Source organism: Mesorhizobium sp. CA16, from assembly GCF_020165175.1.
In the GTDB taxonomy this organism is placed as follows: domain Bacteria; phylum Pseudomonadota; class Alphaproteobacteria; order Rhizobiales; family Rhizobiaceae; genus Mesorhizobium.
The window spans coordinates 168,341-187,793 of record NZ_JAIUHP010000003.1; the positions used below are offsets into that span (position 1 = coordinate 168,341).

At 65.3% G+C, this 19,453-nt stretch carries 24 protein-coding genes; 6 read left to right on the forward strand and 18 right to left on the reverse strand.

Features of this window, described 5'->3' with window-relative positions; genetic code table 11:
- Positions 1-118 precede the first annotated feature (118 nt).
- The 3 genes from LB525_RS06765 to LB525_RS06775 form a co-directional block, all read right to left on the reverse strand.
- Positions 119-715, reverse strand: a complete 597-nt coding sequence (locus tag LB525_RS06765; protein WP_224544046.1) for a glutathione S-transferase — start codon at positions 713-715, stop codon at positions 119-121.
- Between the two features lie 271 nt (positions 716-986).
- Complete coding sequence (locus LB525_RS06770; protein ID WP_181174787.1) at positions 987-1,364, reverse strand: hypothetical protein; 378 nt, start codon at positions 1,362-1,364, stop codon at positions 987-989.
- 411 nt (positions 1,365-1,775) lie between these two features.
- A complete protein-coding gene (locus LB525_RS06775) occupies positions 1,776-2,306 on the reverse strand; it encodes a DinB family protein (RefSeq protein WP_224544047.1) in 531 nt (176 codons plus the stop codon).
- Between the two features lie 71 nt (positions 2,307-2,377).
- Here LB525_RS06775 and LB525_RS06780 point away from each other — a divergent pair, with 71 nt between their 5' ends.
- Entirely contained in the window at positions 2,378-3,001 is a 624-nt protein-coding gene (locus LB525_RS06780) for a TetR/AcrR family transcriptional regulator (protein WP_318012391.1), read from the forward strand.
- Between the two features lie 21 nt (positions 3,002-3,022).
- On the opposite strand, the gene LB525_RS06785 is transcribed toward LB525_RS06780, so the two are convergent.
- The 4 genes from LB525_RS06785 to LB525_RS06800 form a co-directional block, all read right to left on the reverse strand.
- Entirely contained in the window at positions 3,023-3,637 is a 615-nt protein-coding gene (locus LB525_RS06785) for a LysE family translocator (protein ID WP_224544048.1), read from the reverse strand.
- Between the two features lie 155 nt (positions 3,638-3,792).
- Positions 3,793-4,245 (reverse strand): hypothetical protein, encoded by a 453-nt coding sequence (locus LB525_RS06790; RefSeq protein WP_224544049.1) that lies wholly within the window; start codon positions 4,243-4,245, stop codon positions 3,793-3,795.
- Positions 4,246-4,409: 164 nt separating this feature from the next.
- Positions 4,410-4,772 (reverse strand): DoxX family protein, encoded by a 363-nt coding sequence (locus LB525_RS06795; RefSeq protein ID WP_224544050.1) that lies wholly within the window; start codon positions 4,770-4,772, stop codon positions 4,410-4,412.
- 36 nt (positions 4,773-4,808) lie between these two features.
- Positions 4,809-5,231 (reverse strand): VOC family protein, encoded by a 423-nt coding sequence (locus tag LB525_RS06800; protein WP_095767036.1) that lies wholly within the window; start codon positions 5,229-5,231, stop codon positions 4,809-4,811.
- Positions 5,232-5,413: 182 nt separating this feature from the next.
- Between LB525_RS06800 and LB525_RS06805 the strand changes: the two genes are divergently transcribed.
- Positions 5,414-6,169 (forward strand): AraC family transcriptional regulator, encoded by a 756-nt coding sequence (locus tag LB525_RS06805; protein ID WP_224544051.1) that lies wholly within the window; start codon positions 5,414-5,416, stop codon positions 6,167-6,169.
- A 14-nt stretch (positions 6,170-6,183) separates the two neighbouring features.
- On the opposite strand, the gene LB525_RS06810 is transcribed toward LB525_RS06805, so the two are convergent.
- From LB525_RS06810 to LB525_RS06820, 3 genes are read right to left on the reverse strand one after another with little or no spacing between them, the layout of a single operon-like run.
- Positions 6,184-7,032: a 23S rRNA (adenine(2030)-N(6))-methyltransferase RlmJ gene (locus LB525_RS06810; protein ID WP_224544052.1), complete on the reverse strand. Its 849-nt coding sequence runs from the start codon at positions 7,030-7,032 to the stop codon at positions 6,184-6,186.
- 58 nt (positions 7,033-7,090) lie between these two features.
- Entirely contained in the window at positions 7,091-7,717 is a 627-nt protein-coding gene (locus LB525_RS06815; RefSeq protein ID WP_224544053.1) for a hypothetical protein, read from the reverse strand.
- Positions 7,718-7,748: 31 nt separating this feature from the next.
- Positions 7,749-8,369 (reverse strand): TetR/AcrR family transcriptional regulator, encoded by a 621-nt coding sequence (locus LB525_RS06820; protein ID WP_224544054.1) that lies wholly within the window; start codon positions 8,367-8,369, stop codon positions 7,749-7,751.
- A 132-nt stretch (positions 8,370-8,501) separates the two neighbouring features.
- On the opposite strand from LB525_RS06820, the gene LB525_RS06825 reads away from it, so the two are divergent.
- From LB525_RS06825 to LB525_RS06840, 4 genes are all read left to right on the forward strand, one after another.
- Complete coding sequence (locus LB525_RS06825) at positions 8,502-8,975, forward strand: carboxymuconolactone decarboxylase family protein (protein WP_224524957.1); 474 nt, start codon at positions 8,502-8,504, stop codon at positions 8,973-8,975.
- Between the two features lie 338 nt (positions 8,976-9,313).
- Positions 9,314-10,231: a lysylphosphatidylglycerol synthase domain-containing protein gene (locus LB525_RS06830; protein WP_224544055.1), complete on the forward strand. Its 918-nt coding sequence runs from the start codon at positions 9,314-9,316 to the stop codon at positions 10,229-10,231.
- 5 nt (positions 10,232-10,236) lie between these two features.
- On the forward strand, positions 10,237-11,313 hold the full coding sequence (locus LB525_RS06835; RefSeq protein WP_224544056.1) for a glycosyltransferase family 2 protein: 1,077 nt from the start codon (positions 10,237-10,239) through the stop codon (positions 11,311-11,313).
- A gap of 92 nt (positions 11,314-11,405) precedes the next feature.
- The gene (locus tag LB525_RS06840; RefSeq protein WP_224544057.1) at positions 11,406-12,584 is read left to right on the forward strand and encodes a hypothetical protein; all 1,179 of its coding nucleotides are present in this window, start codon (positions 11,406-11,408) and stop codon (positions 12,582-12,584) included.
- Here LB525_RS06840 and LB525_RS06845 read toward each other — a convergent pair.
- The 8 genes from LB525_RS06845 to LB525_RS06880 are packed head-to-tail and all read right to left on the reverse strand — an operon-like array spanning position 12,570 to position 19,402.
- Positions 12,570-12,875, reverse strand: a complete 306-nt coding sequence (locus tag LB525_RS06845; RefSeq protein WP_224544058.1) for an addiction module antidote protein — start codon at positions 12,873-12,875, stop codon at positions 12,570-12,572. The genes LB525_RS06840 and LB525_RS06845 overlap by 15 nt on opposite strands.
- 2 nt (positions 12,876-12,877) lie before the next feature.
- On the reverse strand, positions 12,878-13,165 hold the full coding sequence (locus LB525_RS06850; RefSeq protein WP_095767029.1) for a type II toxin-antitoxin system RelE/ParE family toxin: 288 nt from the start codon (positions 13,163-13,165) through the stop codon (positions 12,878-12,880).
- A 52-nt stretch (positions 13,166-13,217) separates the two neighbouring features.
- Positions 13,218-14,213, reverse strand: a complete 996-nt coding sequence (locus tag LB525_RS06855; RefSeq protein WP_224544059.1) for a Rieske 2Fe-2S domain-containing protein — start codon at positions 14,211-14,213, stop codon at positions 13,218-13,220.
- Complete coding sequence (locus LB525_RS06860; protein WP_224544060.1) at positions 14,210-15,355, reverse strand: GNAT family N-acetyltransferase; 1,146 nt, start codon at positions 15,353-15,355, stop codon at positions 14,210-14,212. Before LB525_RS06860 ends, LB525_RS06855 begins: the two co-directional genes overlap by 4 nt.
- Complete coding sequence (locus LB525_RS06865) at positions 15,352-16,608, reverse strand: F390 synthetase-related protein (RefSeq protein WP_224544061.1); 1,257 nt, start codon at positions 16,606-16,608, stop codon at positions 15,352-15,354. Before LB525_RS06865 ends, LB525_RS06860 begins: the two co-directional genes overlap by 4 nt.
- Positions 16,605-17,429: an MBL fold metallo-hydrolase gene (locus LB525_RS06870; protein WP_224544062.1), complete on the reverse strand. Its 825-nt coding sequence runs from the start codon at positions 17,427-17,429 to the stop codon at positions 16,605-16,607. Before LB525_RS06870 ends, LB525_RS06865 begins: the two co-directional genes overlap by 4 nt.
- Entirely contained in the window at positions 17,426-18,409 is a 984-nt protein-coding gene (locus LB525_RS06875; RefSeq protein ID WP_224544063.1) for an NAD-dependent epimerase/dehydratase family protein, read from the reverse strand. Before LB525_RS06875 ends, LB525_RS06870 begins: the two co-directional genes overlap by 4 nt.
- A 3-nt stretch (positions 18,410-18,412) precedes the next feature.
- On the reverse strand, positions 18,413-19,402 hold the full coding sequence (locus LB525_RS06880) for a 3-oxoacyl-ACP synthase III family protein (RefSeq protein ID WP_224544064.1): 990 nt from the start codon (positions 19,400-19,402) through the stop codon (positions 18,413-18,415).
- Positions 19,403-19,453 lie beyond the last annotated feature (51 nt).

Below are 19,453 nucleotides of genomic sequence, written 5' to 3' on the forward strand. Positions count from 1 at the left end.
CATCAGCGATGGACGGCACCGGGTTCGCCAGAGTCCGACTCCGTCCAACACCCCTCATCCGTCTCGGCGCTGCGCGCCGATCCACCTTCTCCCACAAGGGGAGAAGGAGGCGCCGCCGTCACCCCGGCACGCTGCCCTTCAGCTCCGGAAACTTCTCATCAAACCTCGCGGCCCAGCGCACGAGCCGGCTGCGGCCCTTCTCCCATTGGCCGGAAAAGCGCAGCGCCAGATAGCCGAGGCAGGCGCGCAGCGCCATATGGCCGGCGGTGATCTTCTTCGGCAGCTTCGGCGGGTTGGCGTTGATGAGGTCGAGCGCGGCGGTGATCTTCGCCCACTGGCGATCGAGCCAGGGCTGGTGGACCATCGCTTCCGGACGCGTGCGCCGTTCATAGACCATCGACAGCGCGCAGTCGCAGATGCCGTCGGCCAGCGCCTCGAGAACTTCCGCTTCGAGCCGCTTGTCGGGATTGCGGGGGAACAGCGCATTCTTCGACAGCCGGTTGAGATGTTGCGTGATGGCGCGGCTGTCATGGACCGACCGGCCGTCCTCCAGCACCAGCACCGGGATCTTGCCGAGCGGATTGGCCGAGATCAGCTCGGCCGGCTTGTCCTCCGTCTTGACCGGCACGAGATCGATGGCGATGCCGGCATAGGCAGCCGCCATGCGGACCTTCGAACTATAAGGAGACGTGGGCGCGTAAAGCAGCTTCGGCATGATGGTTTTCCAGTTTGTCTGCGGCACTGTCGACCGAACGGGTCTCCAGGGCAACGGCCCAGCAAGGCCAATCCAGCTTGGCCAATGCGTTTTGGCGAGCGGGCGCGGCAACAAAAAAGCTCCCGGAAGTTTTGCCTGGCAGCAAAATTTCCGAGAGCTTTAGGAGGAGCGTGCGCTCCGACCTGCGCTCGCCGTGACACCGAATTGGCGAGAGGGGTGCCTGAGTGGCACCCGCCCTCACCTGTTGCGGTTCGCGAGCGAAGCTACGCGATTACTTCTTGGCGGCCGGCTTCTTGGCCGGAGCTGCCTTCTTCACGGCTGCCGGTGCCTTGGCGGCGGCGGCCTTCATCGGAGCCTTGGCGGCGGGCTTGGCTGCGGCCTTCGCTGCCGGCTTCTTGGCGGCGGGTTTGGCCGCCGGCTTTGCCGCTGCCTTGACGGCGGGCTTGGCCGCAGCCTTCGCTGCCGGCTTCTTGGCGGCGGGCTTAGCCGCAGCCTTCGCTGCCGGCTTCGCTGCTGCCTTGGCCGGGGCCTTGGCGGCTGCCTTCGGTGCGGCTGCCTTCTTCACTGCTGCAGGTTTCGCGGCAGCCTTAGCTGCCGGCTTCTTTGCCGGCGCTTTCGCCGCCGGCGCCTTGGTTGTCGTCTTTGCCATGCGATGCCCCTTGCGTTTTGCCAATGGTCGTGAGTGACCCGGCGTGTCTATGCATATCTGACTCGCGACTGTCTAGCCAGCGAAGCAACACAATGATTTTCAGTTATTGAATTTTGGTTACACGAAACGCTTTAAGATGCATCTCAGGGAAAAATTGTGAGCGAATCTATCACTTTCGAAGTGACGGCCTAGCGCACAGACTTTCGCGCGGCTTCTATCGCCCGATCCTCCATCGACCAGCGGCATAACCTTGCATCACAATGTGAGCAGAGTGCTCATAATAGACAAGAGGCCGTCGAACGTCGATTTCATCTTGTCCAGCAGAAACATCTACAGACGAACCGGCCAGAGGCGACGACCAAAGATTGGGCGCTTTAAAGTGAGCTTAAAGCTCATATTCACGCGCCGCATTCAAACGCCCGCCGGGCGGCATCCGCGCCGCAGGCGGCGCGCCGGCTCGGCCTGGTGCAGATGCACGGCGTAGGTGTCCCAGGGCGGCGAGAGCGCGATGGCGGCCAGCATGCGGCCGATTTCGCCGCGATGGTAGCTGCCGTGCAATACGATATGGATCAGCATCTCCTGCCTCGTCATGCAGCCCCTGTCGCCGTCAGTGAAGGTGAAAGCGACAGGATCGGCAAGCCTTTGCTCCGAAACGGCTTCGAGATAGTCGAGATACCAGCCGTCGATCTCGGCCAAGGCGGCGCGCAATGCGCGCGGCTCGGGCGTGTCCGGCGTATTGTCGCTCGCATAGCCATGGGCGACGCCCTTCAGATGCGCGGCAAAAATCCGCGCCACGACATGGATATGGTTCATCAGGCGGATCGCGGCGTGGCGTTCCCCGGCGTCGCGAGACGGATCCATCCCGGCAAGCTTCTCCACCAGCTCGTCGTTCGCCCGGGCCTGGTAGGCGAGCATGCCCTTCAGCAAGGTCTTGGCACTCATCTTTGCCGCCCCATTTGCGTTGGTGAATTGAATGTGAGTATCCTGTCTATATTCTCGGGAGACGGGCCAGCATGTCTACTCGCGTTGCAAAGCCGGCCGCACGCATGCGCAAGCAGCCGCGCCAGGCGCGTTCGATCGCCACCGTCGAGGCGATCATCGAAGCCGGTGCTCACGTTTTGAGCGAGCTCGGCTGGGCAGGCTTTTCCACCAACAAGGTGGCAGAGGCCGCGGGCGTCAGCATCGGCTCGCTCTATCAATATTTCCCCGACAAGCTCGCCCTGGTCGAAGCGATCCGGCGCCGCCACTTCGATCATGTGCTGTCGGTGATTCGCGAAGCGGCGGCCGACGAGAAGCCGCTCAGGCAATTCGCGCGCGAGCTGGCGCGCGGCATGATCGGCGCGCACTCGATCCATCCGACGCTGCACCAGGTGCTGCTGGACGAGGCGCCCGGAGACCGCGGCTCGCGCGCCGCGCATGCCTCGTTCCAGGCGCGCTATCTCGAACATTATGCGGCTGCCGTCGCGCAGTATCGCAAGCGCCGCAAGGATACCGAGACGATGGCGCGCGTGCTCTCATCGGCTGTCGAAGGCGTGATCCACAACGCGGCACGGCGCAACATGCTCGACGCGCCGGAGCTGCAGAAGCAGCTCGTCGAGCTGATCCAGGTTTACATATCGGGCGGCAGGGCCGCGTGAGATTGTCGGCTTGGCGTCGGTTCAGCGGGCAGCGACGATGGCGACGCCAGCACCGACCATCACGCCACCTGCCGCACGGTTCACCCGGCGCACGACCTTCGGCGTGCGCAGCAGCTTTCGGGTGCGGCCTGCGAGGACGACATGGCCGCCGATTACGACAGTCTCGACAGCCAGGATCACCAGCATCAGCGCGCCGAGACGCTCGGCGTCCAGCGATGCGCCGACGACGTTCGGCAGCAGCGCCAGATAGAACAAAGGCATCTTCGGATTGCCGAGATTGAGCGCGACGCCGGTGGCGAAAGTCGCAAGCAGCCCGCGCCGCCCGGATACGGGCAGCAGGTCCGGCACGATGGGCGCTGCTGTCCATAGCCTGACGCCCATCCAGATCAGATAAGCCGCGCCGCCATAGCGAAGCACGGCCATGACGACCGCCATCTTGGCGGCTACGACCGACAGACCGAAGGCGGCGAGGACCAGGAAGATGAGGATACCGGCCACCGTTCCGGCGCCATAGGCGATGCCCGATGCGGCGCCGCCGGAGATTGTGCGGGCGACGATGGTCATGTTGTCGGGGCCTGGGCTGGCTGCGAACACGAAGAAGGCCGCCGCAAATGCAAGGAGGGTAGCAGTATCCATGAAGGTCCCCGAGGAAGTCGTTGCTCTCGGGAGTTCAGATTAACTGATTTGCCTTCCGGCGAAAGCCGGAAGGCACAACATTCGCGGCGAGACCTATTCAGCGCGCAAAAGGATGCGGTCCCTCTGACCGCAGGCGCGCGGCGGAAGCGACAAACCTAGCGCAGCACGCGGCAGCGACCGTTATACACCAGCCAGCGATCGAAGCCGGAGACGCAGAATTCGACATTGTCGCCGATCGAGGCAAAGCCCTGGCCTTCCTCGATCAGGTAGAAGATCGAACGGTCGCGGCCGTCCGTCAGGTTGACTGTGGCGCGGCAATAGTGGCGGCCGATCGGCCATTCGTCGCTCGCCGGCTCATAACGATGCTGGCGGATGTTGCGGAAATCAGTGATCGCGACGTCCGGCAGATGCGGCACGTGATGCACCTGATAAGAGAAGCGGTCGGTGATCTTGTTCAGCACCCAGGCCTCGCCGCAGACGCTGCCGTCATCCTCGGTGTAGATGGACAGGTCGGCGGCATGCGCTGCCTGGCTGAAGCCAAGCGGAGCGGCAAAGGGAGTGGACAGGGCAACCAGCGCGGCAAGGGCGGAATGGGCGAAGCGAGTCATGACAGCCTCTCAAGGTCGGTTCCGCACACTGTGCGGGAGCACTTGGCGGCGGTCAAGCGGTTGCGAAAACAATGGTTTCCGTAAAACTTCGTTCCAGACTTCACCGGCTAATTGGGTTGCATGAGGATTCAGGTCAGCCGGCCCGACCTGAAACCCCATCCAAACTAAAGCGCTCCGGAAAGCAGCAGCCCGCCGATGACGGCGATGTTGATCAGGAACGCGTTGCGCAGCACCTGCCTCTCCGGCTCCTCCACAACCCAGAAGCGCAGCAGCATGACGTTCGTCGCCAGTGTGAAGACGACCAGCGCGCCGGCGGCGAAGGGCCGGGCCATGTCAATGGCAAGCAGGAAACCCGCAATGATCTCGACCGCCGAACCGGCGGCCAGCATCAAGGCCGGAGCCGGAAATTTCTGGGCGGCCAGATAGTCGCGCATCGCTCCGAATTTCAGGAAATGTTCGATGCCGGCGAAGACGAACATGCCGCCGATGAGGAGAGCGCCAAGCGCTTGAATGGATTGAACGGGCATGGCGGCCTCCTCTCTCGACGACGCGCTTTGCTTTGCTCAATCCAGCGGAATGAAGGCCGGGTTGTAGACGACCTCCCACAGATGATCGTCGGGATCCTGGAAATAGCCGGCATAGCCGCCCCAGAAAGTCTTTTGCGCCGGCTTGACCACGCGTGCGCCGGCCTTGACGGCCTCGGCCATCACGGCATCGACCTCGGCCTCGCTGCCGACATTGTGGCCGATGGTGAGCTCGGTCGGACTGCGGCCGCTCTGCGGCACCGTCGCGTCATGGGCGATGCTGGACCGTTCGAAGATGGCGAACTTCAAGCCGCCGGCGAGTTCGAAGAAGGCGACGGCGCCATGCTCGAATTCCCGGCCGATGATGCCTTCCGTCGGCAGCCCAAGGCCGTCGCGATAGAATTTGAGCGACGCTTCCAGATCGTCGACGCCGAGCGTCAATACGGTGATGCGAGCTTTCATTTCTCTCACTCCTTTCTATATCCGTGACCACAGCCGCAAACGGATGCGGTCTGATGCGAGCGCGTGAAGCGCGGTGAAGTTGCGTCCGTTTTGCCATGGATGACGTGGCCGGCCTTGAATATTTCGGCCAAAATGACCGTCGCACCGATCCGGCAACCTTGCTGGAGCAGATCGGAGAGAGAATGGAACCGGTCCTGGCGCAGACCACCGGCTTCTTTCGCGAGCGGCCCGTCGCTGGCGGCCTTGCCGCTGCCTTCTGCGCGGTCTGGGTCCACCGCATGGATGACCGCGCCGTTCCGCCCATCGTCATCACGCCGGACGCGACGATCGACCTGCAATGGATCGACGGCCGATTTCGCGTGGCCGGGCCGGACAAGGAGCCGCAGATCGAGAGGCCGCCGGCCGCCGCGGTGATCGTCGGCTTCCGCTTCCGTCCAGGTGCGGCCGCCGGCTGGCTGGGCGTGCCGGCCTGCGAAATCGTCGGCGGGCGGCTCGATCTCCAGGAACTATGGGGTACGCGGGCCCGCGAACTATCGGATCGCATCAAGGCTGCGACCGATCTGCCGGCCACGTTGCGGCAGTTGGAAGAGACGGTCGGCATGCGCACCGAAGGCCGAGATGCGTTCGACCCGCAGATGGGCCGGGCCTTCGACGTCATTCACAAAGGTTTGCCGCCGGAAACGCCGCTGGTTCCCTTCCTGCAGCGCCAGCTGCATATGAGCGAACGGACGCTGCGACGCCGCTTCGAGGACGCCTTCGGTTATGGCCCCAAGACGCTCGACCGCATCCTGCGCTTCCATCGGTACCGGCGCTTGCAACGACAGCAAGGCGACGCCTCGACCGCGCTGCTCGCCATCGAGGCCGGCTACGCCGACCAGGCGCATCTGATCCGCGAAAGCCGGCGGCTGACCGGCGTGACGCCTACGGCGCTGGTTTAGGCGATGCGGTCACCTTACTCGCCCGCCAGCCACTCGAGCGACCAGCGCGACGGTTGCCGGAGGGCGAGCGCTTTGTGCAGCACCGGCAGCATCAGCCGCAATTCGCTCTCCAGCGTGTAGGGCGGATTGACCACCACCAGCCCGCTGCCGTCGAGGCTGGGCTCGTTCGAGGCGGGCCGGATCTCGAAGGCGATGTCGAGCAGCTTCGGAATGCCGGTCTCCGTCAACGCCGTGCGGAAAGCGGTGACCGCCTTGCGGTCCTTGATCGGATACCAGAGCGCATAGATGCCGCCCGGCCAGCGCCGATGCGCCTTCTGCAGGCCTTCGACAAGCCTGGAGAACTCGCCCTCCTCCTCGAAGGGCGGATCGATAAGGACGAGGCCGCGCTTTTCCTTCGGCGGCAGTTGCGCGCCGAGCGCCAGCCAGCCGTCGAGCTCGATCACCCTTGTCTGGAAATCGCCGGCAAAGACCGATTTCAGCCGCGCGGCATCCTCGGGATGCAGCTCGATCGCCGTCAGCCGGTCCTGGCTGCGCAGGAGATGGCGCACGATCAGCGGCGAGCCGGGATAATGCTTGAGGCCGCCGTCGGGATTTCGCGCGCGTACCGCTTCCAGATAGGGCTGAAGCAGCGCCGCCGCTTGCGGCTCGAGCGCGGATTCTACCAGCCGGCCGATGCCGGTCTGCCATTCGCCGGTCTTGCCGGCCTCGACCGAAGCAAGATTGTAGCGGCCGATCCCGGCATGGGTGTCGATGACGCGAAAAGCCTTGTCCTTCTGCTTGAGATATTCGACGAGGCGTGCGAGCACGGCATGCTTGACGACATCGGCGAAATTGCCGGCGTGGTAGGCGTGGCGATAGTTCATGCGCGCTTACCTTTAGAGAGCATGATGTCGAGCGAAAACCGATTCACACTTTTCGGCATCATGCTCGTGGCGAACCGTTGCGGCCCCAGCGCGGCGGTGGCGGCTGCGAATTGGGATTTTGCGGGCCACCGCCGCGGCGCCCGAAGATCAGCGAAACCGCCAGTCCGGCAAGGCCGACGCCCATCAGCGTATAGCCGGCCGGCCGCGCGCGTTCGTCGATCGAGCCGGTGTCCGCGCGCAGGATGAGATCGACCGCGCGCATGGCGATGCCGTCGGCATCGCCGGGTCCGACGGTGAAGAGGTAAGGACCGGGCACGACCTTATCGATGACGCCGGCCTCGTCGCGAAAGATCTTGTCGGGCAGTTGCGGGCTGGCCTGGCGCGGATTGTCCGTGTGGTTGAAGGAGAGCGCCGAGGCCAGCACCGTACGGCCGCCATGCGCTGCGGTCAGCGTCAGCACCGTGCGCTGCTGGCCCGCGACGCGCTCGGCCCGCGCGGTCAGGTCGACCAGCACCCTTACCGGAGCGTCGCCTGCGGCAAGTTGCACGGTGGCGGGCCGGAAGCGGCCGCCCTCATAGACGCGATACGTGCCGATGGGGTGGCCGGAAAAATTGCTCATCGCCCAGGGATAGAAGATGCCGATGGCGGCACCGGCGATGAGGAGAAGGACACACAGGAAGCGCATTCAGAGCCTTGGTTTCTGAGCGAGATCGCTGCTATTTTTTGGCGGGTTCGTTTCGCGCAGCTTCGCGGACCCGCTCCATCTCGTCCAGAAACATTTCCAGGCCAAGCTCGAAAGTCTTGTCGAAGCCGGCGGCGCCGAAATAGGCGCCGGCCTTCACGACGCTCGGATAGTCGCGCGCCAGCTCCTGGTCGCTGACGGTGGTGACCGCCGAAGGCCCCTTGGCATAGCCGGCCGTCTCGTCGAGGATCGCGCCCATCAGATAGTAGCCGGCGGCGCGGAACAGGCGGGCGCTGAGCTCGGGGCCGAAGCCGCCATCCTCGAACAGGCCGATGATGGCGTTGAGCTTGGCGAGGCACGGCGGCGAGTTCATTCGGTAGACGACGATGAACGGCGCAAAGGCCGGGTGCTCGGTAGCGACGCGCCGGAATTCCTGCATGCCGATGCGGGCCCGCTCGCGCCAGGGCAGCCTGTCGTCGGGGATTACAAGCCCGCTCATCTGGCGGTCAACCAGCGCCTCGTAGAGATGCGCCTGCGAGGGGAAGTGGTGATAGATGCTCATCGCTTCGCAGCCGAGCCTGGCGGCGAGCTTGCGCATCGAAAAGCCGGAAAGCCCTTCCCGCTCGATCACCTCGAAGGCGGCGTCCTCGATCATCTCGCGGGAGAGTTTTCCGCGGGGTCGCTTTTTTCTGCTCGGTGCATCCATGGCGCTTGACAACTTACACTGTAAGGTTCATCTTCCACACACCTTACATCGTAAGGCTAACAAAAACCAGAGGAGAATATCATGTCAGTCATTCGCATCATCTCAACCGCGCATTCCTGCCTTCGCTTCGCCTCGCTGATCGCCGCGGCGGGCGTGTCTGCCGCATTGCTCGCCTCCGCGCCGGCCCGCGCCGATGACTATGACGCGGCGCTGAAGGACATCCAGTCGACCATGGGCGGTGTGCCGAGCTTCATCAAACAATTCCCCAAGGCCGGTCTGCCCGGCGCCTGGGCCGAGGTCAAGGCCATCGAGCTCAGCGACAAGACGGCGCTGACGCCGAAGGAGAAGTCGCTGATTTCGCTGGCGGTCGCGGCGCAGATCCCCTGCAGCTACTGCATCTGGTCGGACACCCAGAACGCCAAGCACGCCGGCGCCACCGACGAGGAGATCCAGGAGGCCGTGACCATGGCGGCGCTGACGCGCCATTGGAGCACCATCTTCAATGGCATGCAGGTCGATTTCGATCAGTTCAAGAAAGAGATGGGCGGAGAGTAAGGCTTAATCGGCATATCGGGCGGGCGCGACGTCCGCCCGCTTTTCGCCGCCTCGATCGAGGCTCCAACCAAGCTTATGGATTCGCCGGCGCCGCTGCGCCAGAGCGTTTCACCGTTTCACGGAACGGCGAACCGCTCTACCTCTTTGTTTTGACGCAATTCCGGACGGAAAACCGCTCACACTTTTCCTGGAATTGCTCTATAGGAACAGCGCCTTGAAAAAGCCGGCACGGATCCGATATCGGATCGGCGCCGGTCGGGCCGACATTCGAGAGCGCCCCCTTTGCAGGCCCTCGAATGGCGCTTCCGCCCCGACCGGGCGGCCCGTTGGAGATCTGTTTGAAGCGAGCGATATCGATAATCGTCACTCTGGCGCTGCTGGCATGGCTTGCCAGCGACCAGCGCTGGAAGATGGTCGGCGATGCCTTCGCCTCCATCACGCCGGGCGCCTTTGCAGCGGTCGCGGCGGCGCTGTTCGTCACCTATGTGCTCAGGGCGCTGCGTGTCTGCGACGAGTTCCGCGGCGACGTGAACGGCCGCTTCGGCGCCGTGCTTCGCGTCATCCTGATCCACAATGCGATGATCAACATCGTGCCGTTCCGCGGCGGCGAGACGGCGTTTCCGATCCTTTTGCGCCAGGTGTTCGGCGTGCCGATCGTGCGCGCCAGCGCTTCGCTATTGTGGTTCAGACTGCAGGACGCCTTCGTCGTCGGCGTGCTGGCTTGCATCGTCTGGCCGGGCCTGCATCCGGCGCTGCGGGCCGCCGGCATCGCGGCGCTGATCGCCGCCGCATGGTACCTGCCGCGCTGGGCGCGCGCGCCGCACAACTGGGCGGCGGGCGGCAGGATCGTCTCGAAGCTCGGCAAATTGCGCGACATCTTCACCGAAGCGACGGGACGCTCGCGCTACGGCTGGTGGTGGACGATGGCCAATTGGGCGCTGAAGCTCGGCGTGCAGGGCTGGCTGCTCGCCATGCTGCTTGATACCTCGTTCCAGACCGCCTTTCCCGGCGCGGTCGGGGCCGAGGCGGCCGCCATCCTGCCGGTGCAGGGTGTCGCCGGCTTCGGCACTTATGAAGCGGGCGCGGCCGCCGCACTGCTCTATTCCGGCATTGCCATGAAGGACGGCCTGCAGGCCGCGCTCGCGCTGCATCTCTTCATCCTGTGCTCGGCGGTCGCAACCGGTGCGATCGCCTGGCTGTTTCCCTCGAAATCGACGCTGCCGGAAACCCCGGCGGCGGGGCCGGCAAGGAAATGACCGCCATGAACGTGCTTCCCATTCCGGCTTCCGGATTGCCCGAGGGCGCCGTCATGCCCGAGCACAAGCTCTCCATCGTCGTCCCGATGTACAACGAAGCCGACAATGTCGAGCCGCTGCTGGTCCGCATTCATCAGGCGATGGAAAATTACAGCCAGCCCTGGGAAGTAGTGCTGGTCGACGACGGCAGCACCGACGCCACGCCCGCCGAGATCCGCCGGCTGGCGGCCCAATACGGGCCGCATGTGCATGGCGTGGAACTGGTGCGCAACTACAAGCAGACCGCCGCCATGCAGGCCGGCCTCGACGCCGCGCGCGGCGACGTCATCGCGACGCTCGACGGCGATCTGCAGAATGACCCGTTCGACATTCCACGCATGGTCTACCGCCTGCTGACCGAGGATCTCGACCTCGTCGCCGGCTGGCGCAAGGACCGCAAGGAAGGTTTCTGGATGCGCCGCTTGCCCTCGCGCATCGCCAACAGGCTGATCGCCCGCGTCACCGGCGTGCGGCTCAAGGACTATGGCTGCAGCCTGAAAGTGTTCCGCGGCAGCGTCATCCGCAGCGTGCGGCTCTATGGCGAGATGCATCGCTTCATCCCGGCCTGGCTCGCGACGGTGACGACGCCGCGCCGCATCGCCGAGGAGGTGGTGACGCATCACGCCCGCATCCACGGCCAGTCGAAATACGGCATCTCGCGCACCTTCCGCGTGGTGCTGGACCTCGTCTTCATGTTCTTCTTCCTGCGCTACCGCACGCGGCCCGGCCATTTCTTCGGCGGCATCGGCATCGTATTCGGCGTGCTCGGCTCGCTGATCCTTGCCTATCTCCTCGCTATCAAGGTTTTCTGGGGGCAGGACATCGGCACGCGGCCGATGCTCATCACCGGCTTCTTCCTGGTGATCGCCGGGCTGCAGGCGGTGACGTCGGGCGTGCTCGCCGAGATGCTGTCGCGCGTCTATCTCGAGGCCAATGGCGCGCTCGCCTATGTGGCGCGGCCGCAGGCCGCGCATGGCGAGGGCGAAGGCTGGCATTGGCCGAGCAAGCCGGCGATCGAGAAGGCGAAGCCGCGTAAGAAATGATCTTGCCGCTCCGGCATCGATCGCTGCCCGCGTTGCCAATCACGCCGATTTCGCGCAACGATTTTTCGCGATGGGAACTACGCGAATGAGCGATGCCGGGGGCTGACGGATCCATCCTGATTACCGGGGCGCGGGCGCCGGTTGCGCTGCATCTGGCGCGCCTTCTCCATGGCGCGGGCCATAGGGTGATCCTGGCCGACACGCCGGCACGGCCGATCGCGGCGGCGAGCAAAGCCTGCGCGCGTTATCATCGATTGCCGCCGCCGCGCTTCGAGCCGCGGGCCTATGCCGATGCGATTGAGGAGCTGATCCGGGCCGAGGGCATCGGCCTCGTCGTCCCGACCTGCGAGGAGGTCTTTCACCTTGCGCTTGCCTGGCGCGGCAGGAGCATGCCGGCGCTTCTGTTCGCACCCGATATCGAGCTGCTGGCGGAGGTCCACAACAAGCACAGCTTCATCCGGCTCGCCGAACGGCTCGGGCTGGAGGTGCCGGAAACGACGCTGCTCAGCTCGCGTAGCAATATGGAGGTCGTGCGCGGCCGCTCTCGCGAGCTGGCGTTCAAACCGGTCTGGTCGCGCTTTGCCAGCCATACGCTGCTGCGTCCGCCGCCCGAAGCGCTCGATGCGATCGCGCCCTCGGCCGCCATGCCCTGGGTGGCACAGCATTTTGTCGAGGGCGAGGAGATCAGCGCCTATGCGGTGGCGCGCCAGGGCAGGCTCAAGGCGCTCGCGCTCTACCGCTCGCTCTATCGTGCCGGAAAGGGAGCAGGCATCTTCTTCGAGCGGGTCGAGGACGAGGCCGCGCGCGAGCTGGTCGAGCGGATCGTGGCCGGCGCCACGTGGACCGGGCAGATTTCTTTCGACCTGATGCGCGAGCCGGGCGGCCGTGTGCTGCCGCTCGAATGCAATCCGCGCGCGGTGAGCGGCCTGCATTTCTTCCGCGATCCGGGGCGCTTCGTGGATGCCGTGCTCGGCGACGGTCAGGAAGTCACGCCCGACGTCATCGCCCCGCAAACGGTGCGGCTCGCGATGTGGATTTACGGACTGCCGGCGGTGCTGCGTTCGGGCGGGCTTGGCGAATTCCGAAAGGCGATGCGCGGGGGCCAGGAATTGCTCGATTGGCCGGAAGATTCAACGCCGGTTAAGGCGCAATGGCCGGCGCTGGCGGAGATTGCACGGGTGGCATTGCGCGAGCGGGTCAGCCTGCAGTCGGCTTCGACGCGGGATATCGAATGGAATGGGCCTGCTGGAAGCGCTTCAAGCCCCGAGTGAGCCCGGGCCGACAGGCTTGACCTCAAGTTGCAAACCCAGCGCCCTAGTGACGCCCACCAGAGTGCTGAGGCGCGGGTCGCCCTTCTCGCTCAGTGCTTTGTAAAGCGCCTCGCGCGTAACGCCAGCCTCTCTCGCCACGGCCGTCATGCCTATGGAGCGCGCTACGTCGCCAAGCGCGTGCGTAATGAGCGCGGGATCACCATCCTCGAAGGCAGCTTCGATGTAGGCCAAGCGATCCTCCGGAGTTTTCAGGTGGTCGAGAATGTCGAAGCGGGTGGTTTTGAGAGGCATAGTCATATCTCCTTTGCCATCTGTTTCGCCTTGGCGATGTCGCGCCTTTGGCTGGACTTGTCGCCGCCACAGAGCAGTATGATCACGGCGTTTCCAATCTTCACAAAGTAGAGCCGGTAGCCCGGGCCATGGTCGATCCGAAGCTCGCCGATGCCATCGAAGTATTTGACATCACCGATGTTGCCGATCTCGACCCGACGGATGCGGGCGACGACGCGCTGTCGAGCCGCGGTGTCGCGAAGCGCGTCCAGCCAGTTGGTGAAATCGGCGGTCTGCCGGACCTCGATCATGCGTGAACTATAATTCACGAAAGCATTCAAATCAAGGTATGTGCACTATAATTCACAGCTCGATCTCATGCACCCTTGTCTCACTCGCAGCCGCTGGCATCTTCCCATCCATGATCGCGGCGATGTCGCGGCGCAGGAAATCGAGGGGGCCGATCACCGGCAGGGCTTGGGGCGGTAGCCGGGCATTGTCGCTGGCCGATTTCAGCACCCGGCGATCTTGGTGCAGCGCGATGTTGAAAAGCGGCTTGAAGGCCAGTGCCTTCAGCTCGCCGAGCAGGCCTTGGCGCCGGCCGATCAGCCAGCCGACGCCCTCGACAGTGCGCTCGTCGGCCTGGCGCAGATGGAAGGTGGTGGCTAAGACCAGCCCGTCCCTGCCCCAATATTCGAGCTCGGCGATGCCGGGATGGCGGAAGCGGCCGATGGTTTTCGCACGCTCGCCTTCCATGAGCCGGCTGATCAGGCCCTGCTGACGGTCTTCGCCGGTGTAGCAGGCCTCGACCCAGCCCTCGCCTCCGGTCACCTCGACCCGCACCAGATGGCGCTTCGAGGTCAGGCCGCGCAGCAGGCCTTTATGGGTGAAATGGGTATGGGTGGCATCGAGGATGTTTTCCGCCGCATCGATGACCGTCGACTGCGTAGACGAGCGCACCCGCCGCACGACGACATCCTTGCCCTGCATGCAGTGCAGGTAAGGCTCGCTTGTCGGCGAGCCGGAAGAAATGAAAACGACGCCGTCGCGCTCGATCGCTGCAAAGCGGCGGACCCGGTAATGCGGCATGGCGCCGACATGGCCGGGGATCGCGGTGCAGCGTCCCTCGCCGTCATAGCGCCAGCCATGATAGGGGCATTCGATCTCCCCGCCAACGATCCTTCCGGTCGACAGCTCGACCAACCGGTGCGGGCAACGATCAAAAAGTGCCGCAATGCCTTGCGCCGAGCGGAACAGCACCACGGGCGCGCCGTCGAACAGGACGCGCTTCGGCCGCCTGCCGATGTCGGTCGACAACGCCACCGCCTGCCAATGGGCTTCCCCGCCGCACTCGTTCACAGTTCGAACCTCCTGAGCAGGGGAATGCCTACCGATCCCAGCACGGCCTCCATGACGCGGATCGCCATGCGTCGGCGAAGCGCAAGATGCCCGGCATAGACAGCGTTGTATTCGATCGCCGCGACCGCGCCGCGCCGGCGTTTGAAATCGGCGGCGCCCGCGCTCATGTTGAAGAACAGGCCGCGCGAGGTCGCGTGGTCCTGCGCCACCGCCATCATCATGCGATAAAGCCCGTCGGCGACCGGCAGGCTGGTGTCATAGCCAACGATGGGCTGGGTCAGCGAGCCGCCGTTCTCGAACAGGCCGGTGACGGCGACCAGCTCGCCGCGCGGCCGGCGCAATCCCGCCAGGCTGATGATGCCGCGCCGGTGCATTTCGGCGATGTAGCGTCCGGTGTAGTGCGGATTGAGCGGCGTGTATTTGTCGAGGTAGAGCATGGTGTAGAGCTGCTCGGCGCGCGCATAATCGGCCTCGGTGAAATCGCCATTGCCCACTCGCTCGAACGGCGTTGTGCGCAGGCAGGCGCGATCGCGCTTCATGTCGCGGGTCATGGTGGGCGATGCGCTGCGGTCGGCGAAAATGTAGATCTGTCGCGCCGCCAGCATGCGGAACCCCTCGGCCTTCAACGCGGCAATGGTCGCCGGATCGGCGATATCATTCAACGAGCGGATGACGATGGCGCGATCGGGGAAACGGGCGGTCAAGGCCGAACGCAACGACGCGGCTGTCGGCCGGTAGAGCAGCGGCACCGGATTGGTCGAATAGAGCCAGTTGTTGACCTGCGCCTGGCGGTCGAGGCCGCTCGCCCTGACCAGCGGCGCGCAGGCGCCGATCAGTGCGTTGAGCGCGCGCCGCAGCAGCGGGCGACCGGCGAAGTTGCGCGTCTCATCCATCGCGTAGTCGATATAGGCGCTGGTCGGGCAGCAGATATAGCAATTGTGCGCCTCACTCCCGTCGTTCAACGTCAGCGGAAAAATGCCTCCGGCGATTTCGAGCGTCTCGACTTTCGTGTCCAGATTGGCGATGAGGTGGCGCACCGGCATCTCGTTGAAAAGCCTTACAAAAGCCTCGACCTTTGCCGGCTTGTTCTCGACCCGGTCGGCCTGCTGCACAGGCCTTTGCGCCATCGCCGCGCCGCTCATCGCGCGCGCTCCAGGCGGGCTTCGACGCGACGCAGCTTGCGGCCTGTCTCCAGCGGCAGCGGCGCGCGGACGAGCGTGACGGTAGCGACCGCCTGTCGCGCATCCAGCAACGCTTGCACCGCTTCATGCGCGGCCGCCGCCGCATCATCCGCGAACGTTGGCGGAAGGCTGAGCTCGACCTTGTCCGGCCCGGTCTGGACAAGACGAAAATCGTCGATGCGGCGATCGGCCTTGAGCACGGCGTTGCGCAGCACATCCGGCGTGACGAGCACCGGGCCGTCCGGCGAAGCAAGCCGGAAGACATCGTCCATGCGGCCAACGATCTCGTCGACGCAGCGCAGCGGCGAACCACATCGGCAAGGTGCTTCGGACAAGCGCAACAGGTCGTTCATCCTGTAGCGCGCCATGATCTGTGTCCGGCGGCGAAAGGTTGTCACCAGCGGCGTCACCAGCCCCTCGCCCGCCAGCTCGAATTCGAAGAATACGGAGTCTTCGGCAAGATGCAGTCCGCCCTGCCGGCAGGTGACCGCGAACAGGCCTTCGGTCGCCATGTAAATCTGATCGAGCGGCAGCCGGAAGAAATCCTCTATAACCGGACGGTCAACCGGATCCAGCGTTTCAGCCGCCGAGAAGACACGCTTCGGACGCAGACGGAAACCCTCGCTTGCGAAATGGCGCAGCATCTTCGGCGGCGCGATAATGACCGTCGGCTCGAAGGCTTCGAGCGCGCCGCGCCAGCTTTCCGGGCCCGAGGCCAGATCGAAGAAGGCGAGCCTTATCAGACGCGATTTGCGGGCGCTGTCGTAAAGCCCGGTGTTCTGCGGCAGGATGACGGCGACGCGCATGCCGCGCCAGAGAAGATCGGGCACCGCCTTGGCCAAGATCGCGCCCAGCCAGCGGTATTTTTCGGCCTCGGAAATCACGAACAGGCCGCGATTGCCCGACGTTCCGGTGCTGGCGCCGACGGTGAGCGGTCCGGCGCGGCCCTCGCCCGCCAGGGCCGCCCAGGCTTGCGCGGCGGTGAGATGGTGGATGTTGAAATCCTCAAAACGCGCCATCAGCAGCGCCTTTTCGGTGACCGGGAGATCGCTGAGGCGCGCCGGCGCCATGCCGTAAAACGGCGCGCGCGGCAGGTCGCGATCGAGGAAGCGCCGCAAGGCGGCCGCCTGCCAGCGCTCGAAATCCGCGCGGCTCTTCCGCGAGACCCAGCGCGTCAAGGCGAAGGAGCCTGCCGCTTCCGCCAGCCCGTTCATGCGGCCTCCGGTGCGAGGTCGTAAGATGTCGAAGCGGGATCATGGCAGAGCATCACCTCGCCGCCGGAAGCGAGGAAGCGACGCAGCATGGCGCTGGTCGGCTCGATCGCCACCGCGTCCTCGGCGATCAGGGTGGCCGGGAACCCCGGCGTGCGGTTATGGGTCAAGGCCTTGAGCAGCCATTGCGCATCGACGGCGTAGAGCAGCGGCCGGGCCGGCCCCGTAAACAGCAGGCCGAACTGGCCGTCGGCATGTCCTGGAAGATCGACCGCGATGACGCTGCCGTCGCCGAAGAGATCGGCGCCGCCTGGCGCGCCTTCGCGCGCCTCGACTCGCCGCTTAGCGGACAACGCCTCCAGCCGCGCCTCGAAATCCGGAGGGAAGAGTTCGGTGAAGACGCCGTGGCGCAGATTCTGCCTCGGGCCTCGCGCCTTGACCCGCGCCCAGGCCGCATCGCTGGCGATGAAGCGGGCGCTGCGGAACAGCGACAGGCCCGAAATGTGGTCAGCATGAAAGTGGGTGACGATGATTGTGCGGATGTCGTCAGGCGACAGACCGAAACGCCGCAGCACCGGCAGGACCTGCTCGTCGGCGTTGAGCTCGGGTTTCAGCAGCGCACCGTAGAGCCGAAGCGTGCGGCTACGCCGCTCACCGCTGAGCGCCTCAGATGTGTAGCCGGTGTCGATGAGCACAGGCCCGGCAGTTGGGTGAAAGGACAGCCCGTAGCGGACTCGCAGCCTGACGCTTTGCCAGTTGCCGCCGCGCAGGATCAGCCGTTCGGCGGCGCTCACCCAGGCGCTGTTGGCGAAGACGATCCTCATGCCTGCGCCCCACCGGAAAAAGTGCGGTCAAGCCCTTGCTCGAACGAGATCTTCGGTGCCCAGCCAAGCATCCGCTTGGCCTTGGACAGATCGAGGCTTTGCGCATAAGCGAAGAGGCCGAGCCCATAGCGGGTGACCGGCGGCTCGGGGCGGCCAGGCAACCGGAGCGCCACTGCTTCCATCAGGCCCGCCGCCAGTATCGCCGGCATGAGCGGCGTCGGCCGCCAGCGCGCCTCGAGACCGGCGCGGGCGCAGGCCTCGTCGGCAATGCGGCGGACCGGCAGCACCTCGCCGCCGGAGATGTTGAAGATTTGGCACTCCGCCTCCCCGGGCGCGGCAAGCGCCGCCATCACCGCGTCGACGACGTCGTCGACATAAGTGAGGTCGATGGCCGCCCGGCCATTGCGAAACAGCGGCAGCGGCCGGCTTTTGGCTGCCTTGATCAGGCGCGGCAGCAGCGCGTGGTCGCCTTTGCCGTAGATGCCGCGGGGCCGCAGCGCCAGCGGATGAATGGCGGGCTGGCCGAGCACGATCTTTTCGGCCTCGCGCTTGGTGCGGGCATAGTGATTGACGGGCTCCGGCAAGGCCACGTCCTCGCTGAGCCCAAGCTGGTCGCGGAAGGCAAAGCAGACGGACGGGGTGGAGATGTGGACGAAGCGGCTGACGCCTTGCCGCTGCGCGAAATCGACAAGGTTGCGCGTTGCCGTGACGTTGGCCGCCTCGAAATCAGCGAGGCGTCCGAAAGGCGAAGAGAGCGCCGCGCAATGGATGATCCGTTCGACCCTGCCAAGCCTCGGATCGAGCGCGGCGTCGAGCGGCTGCGCGAGATCGTGGCGGACGATGCGATGGCCGGCGGCCTCCAGCGCGGCGCAGCACGCTTCATCGCGGCCGAGCCCGAGCGCCAGCGTGCCGGACGCAGCCAGCCGCTCTAGCACATGCGAGCCCAAGAAACCGCTGGCGCCGGTGACGAGCACGGCCATTCCTCAGACCTCCAGCGCCATGCCGCCGAAGGAGACGCCGGCCGACGTGCCGAGGATGAGCAGCTTCATGCCCGGCGCTACGCGGCCCTCGCGGCGCGCGACGTCCAGCGCGAAGGGAATGGACGCCGCGATCTGGTTGCCGAAGCGGGCGGAAATGTCGACGAGCTTTTCCGGCGCAAAGCCGGTCTGGCGCGCCATATGGGCAAGCGCGAACGGGCTCGCCTGGTGCGGCACGACGAGATCGACATCGCCATGCCGCCAGCCGGCGCGCTCAAGCAGAGCGGCGACGAAGCCGTTGAAATGGCGCGCGGTGAGCCTGAACAATTCCTTGCCGTCCATGTGGAACAGGCTGTGCGCGGCGAACGCTTCCTGCTCCTTGCGGAAATCGAAGCGCGTGCCGCCCGAACCGATGCCGCAGGCTTCCCAGCCCGACGGATAAGTGCGCATCAGGCTGGCCGCCACCCTGCCCTCGCCTTGGCCGCCGTTGCGCAGCACGGCGGCCGCGGCGCCGTCGCCGAAGAGCGCGGCGATCTCGGGCGCATCCTGCCACGGCAAGGCGCGCGAGGCGATCTCGGAGGAAAACACCAGCGCCGTCTCGCATTGCCCGGCCTCGATCATGCGGCCCGCGGTCTCGAAGGCGGTGAGGAAGCCCAGGCATGTGCTGTTGACGTCGAAGGCGGCAGCCGAGCCGTCGGCCAGCCCAAGGCGCTGCATGACCAAGGGCGCGGTCGCCGGCAGCGGCTGATAAGGCACGCCGCAGCCGCCGATGATCAGGTCGACGGCGCCGGGATCGAGGCCGGCATCCTCAAGCGCCAGCGTCGCCGCGGCGCAAGCTAGATCGATTTGCGATTCGCCCTCGCAGACATAGCGCTCGACGACGCCGGTCGCGGTTTCGAGCGCGCCCTCGCCGAGGCCAAGCCGCTTCTCCAGCGTCCACGTCGTGACGCGCTCAGCCGGTACCGCCCTGCCGGTTCCGACGATCCTGATCCGCATTCTCCCCCCGCCACATGAGCTTGGCCCTTATCTAGCGCAAAAAGCGATCGA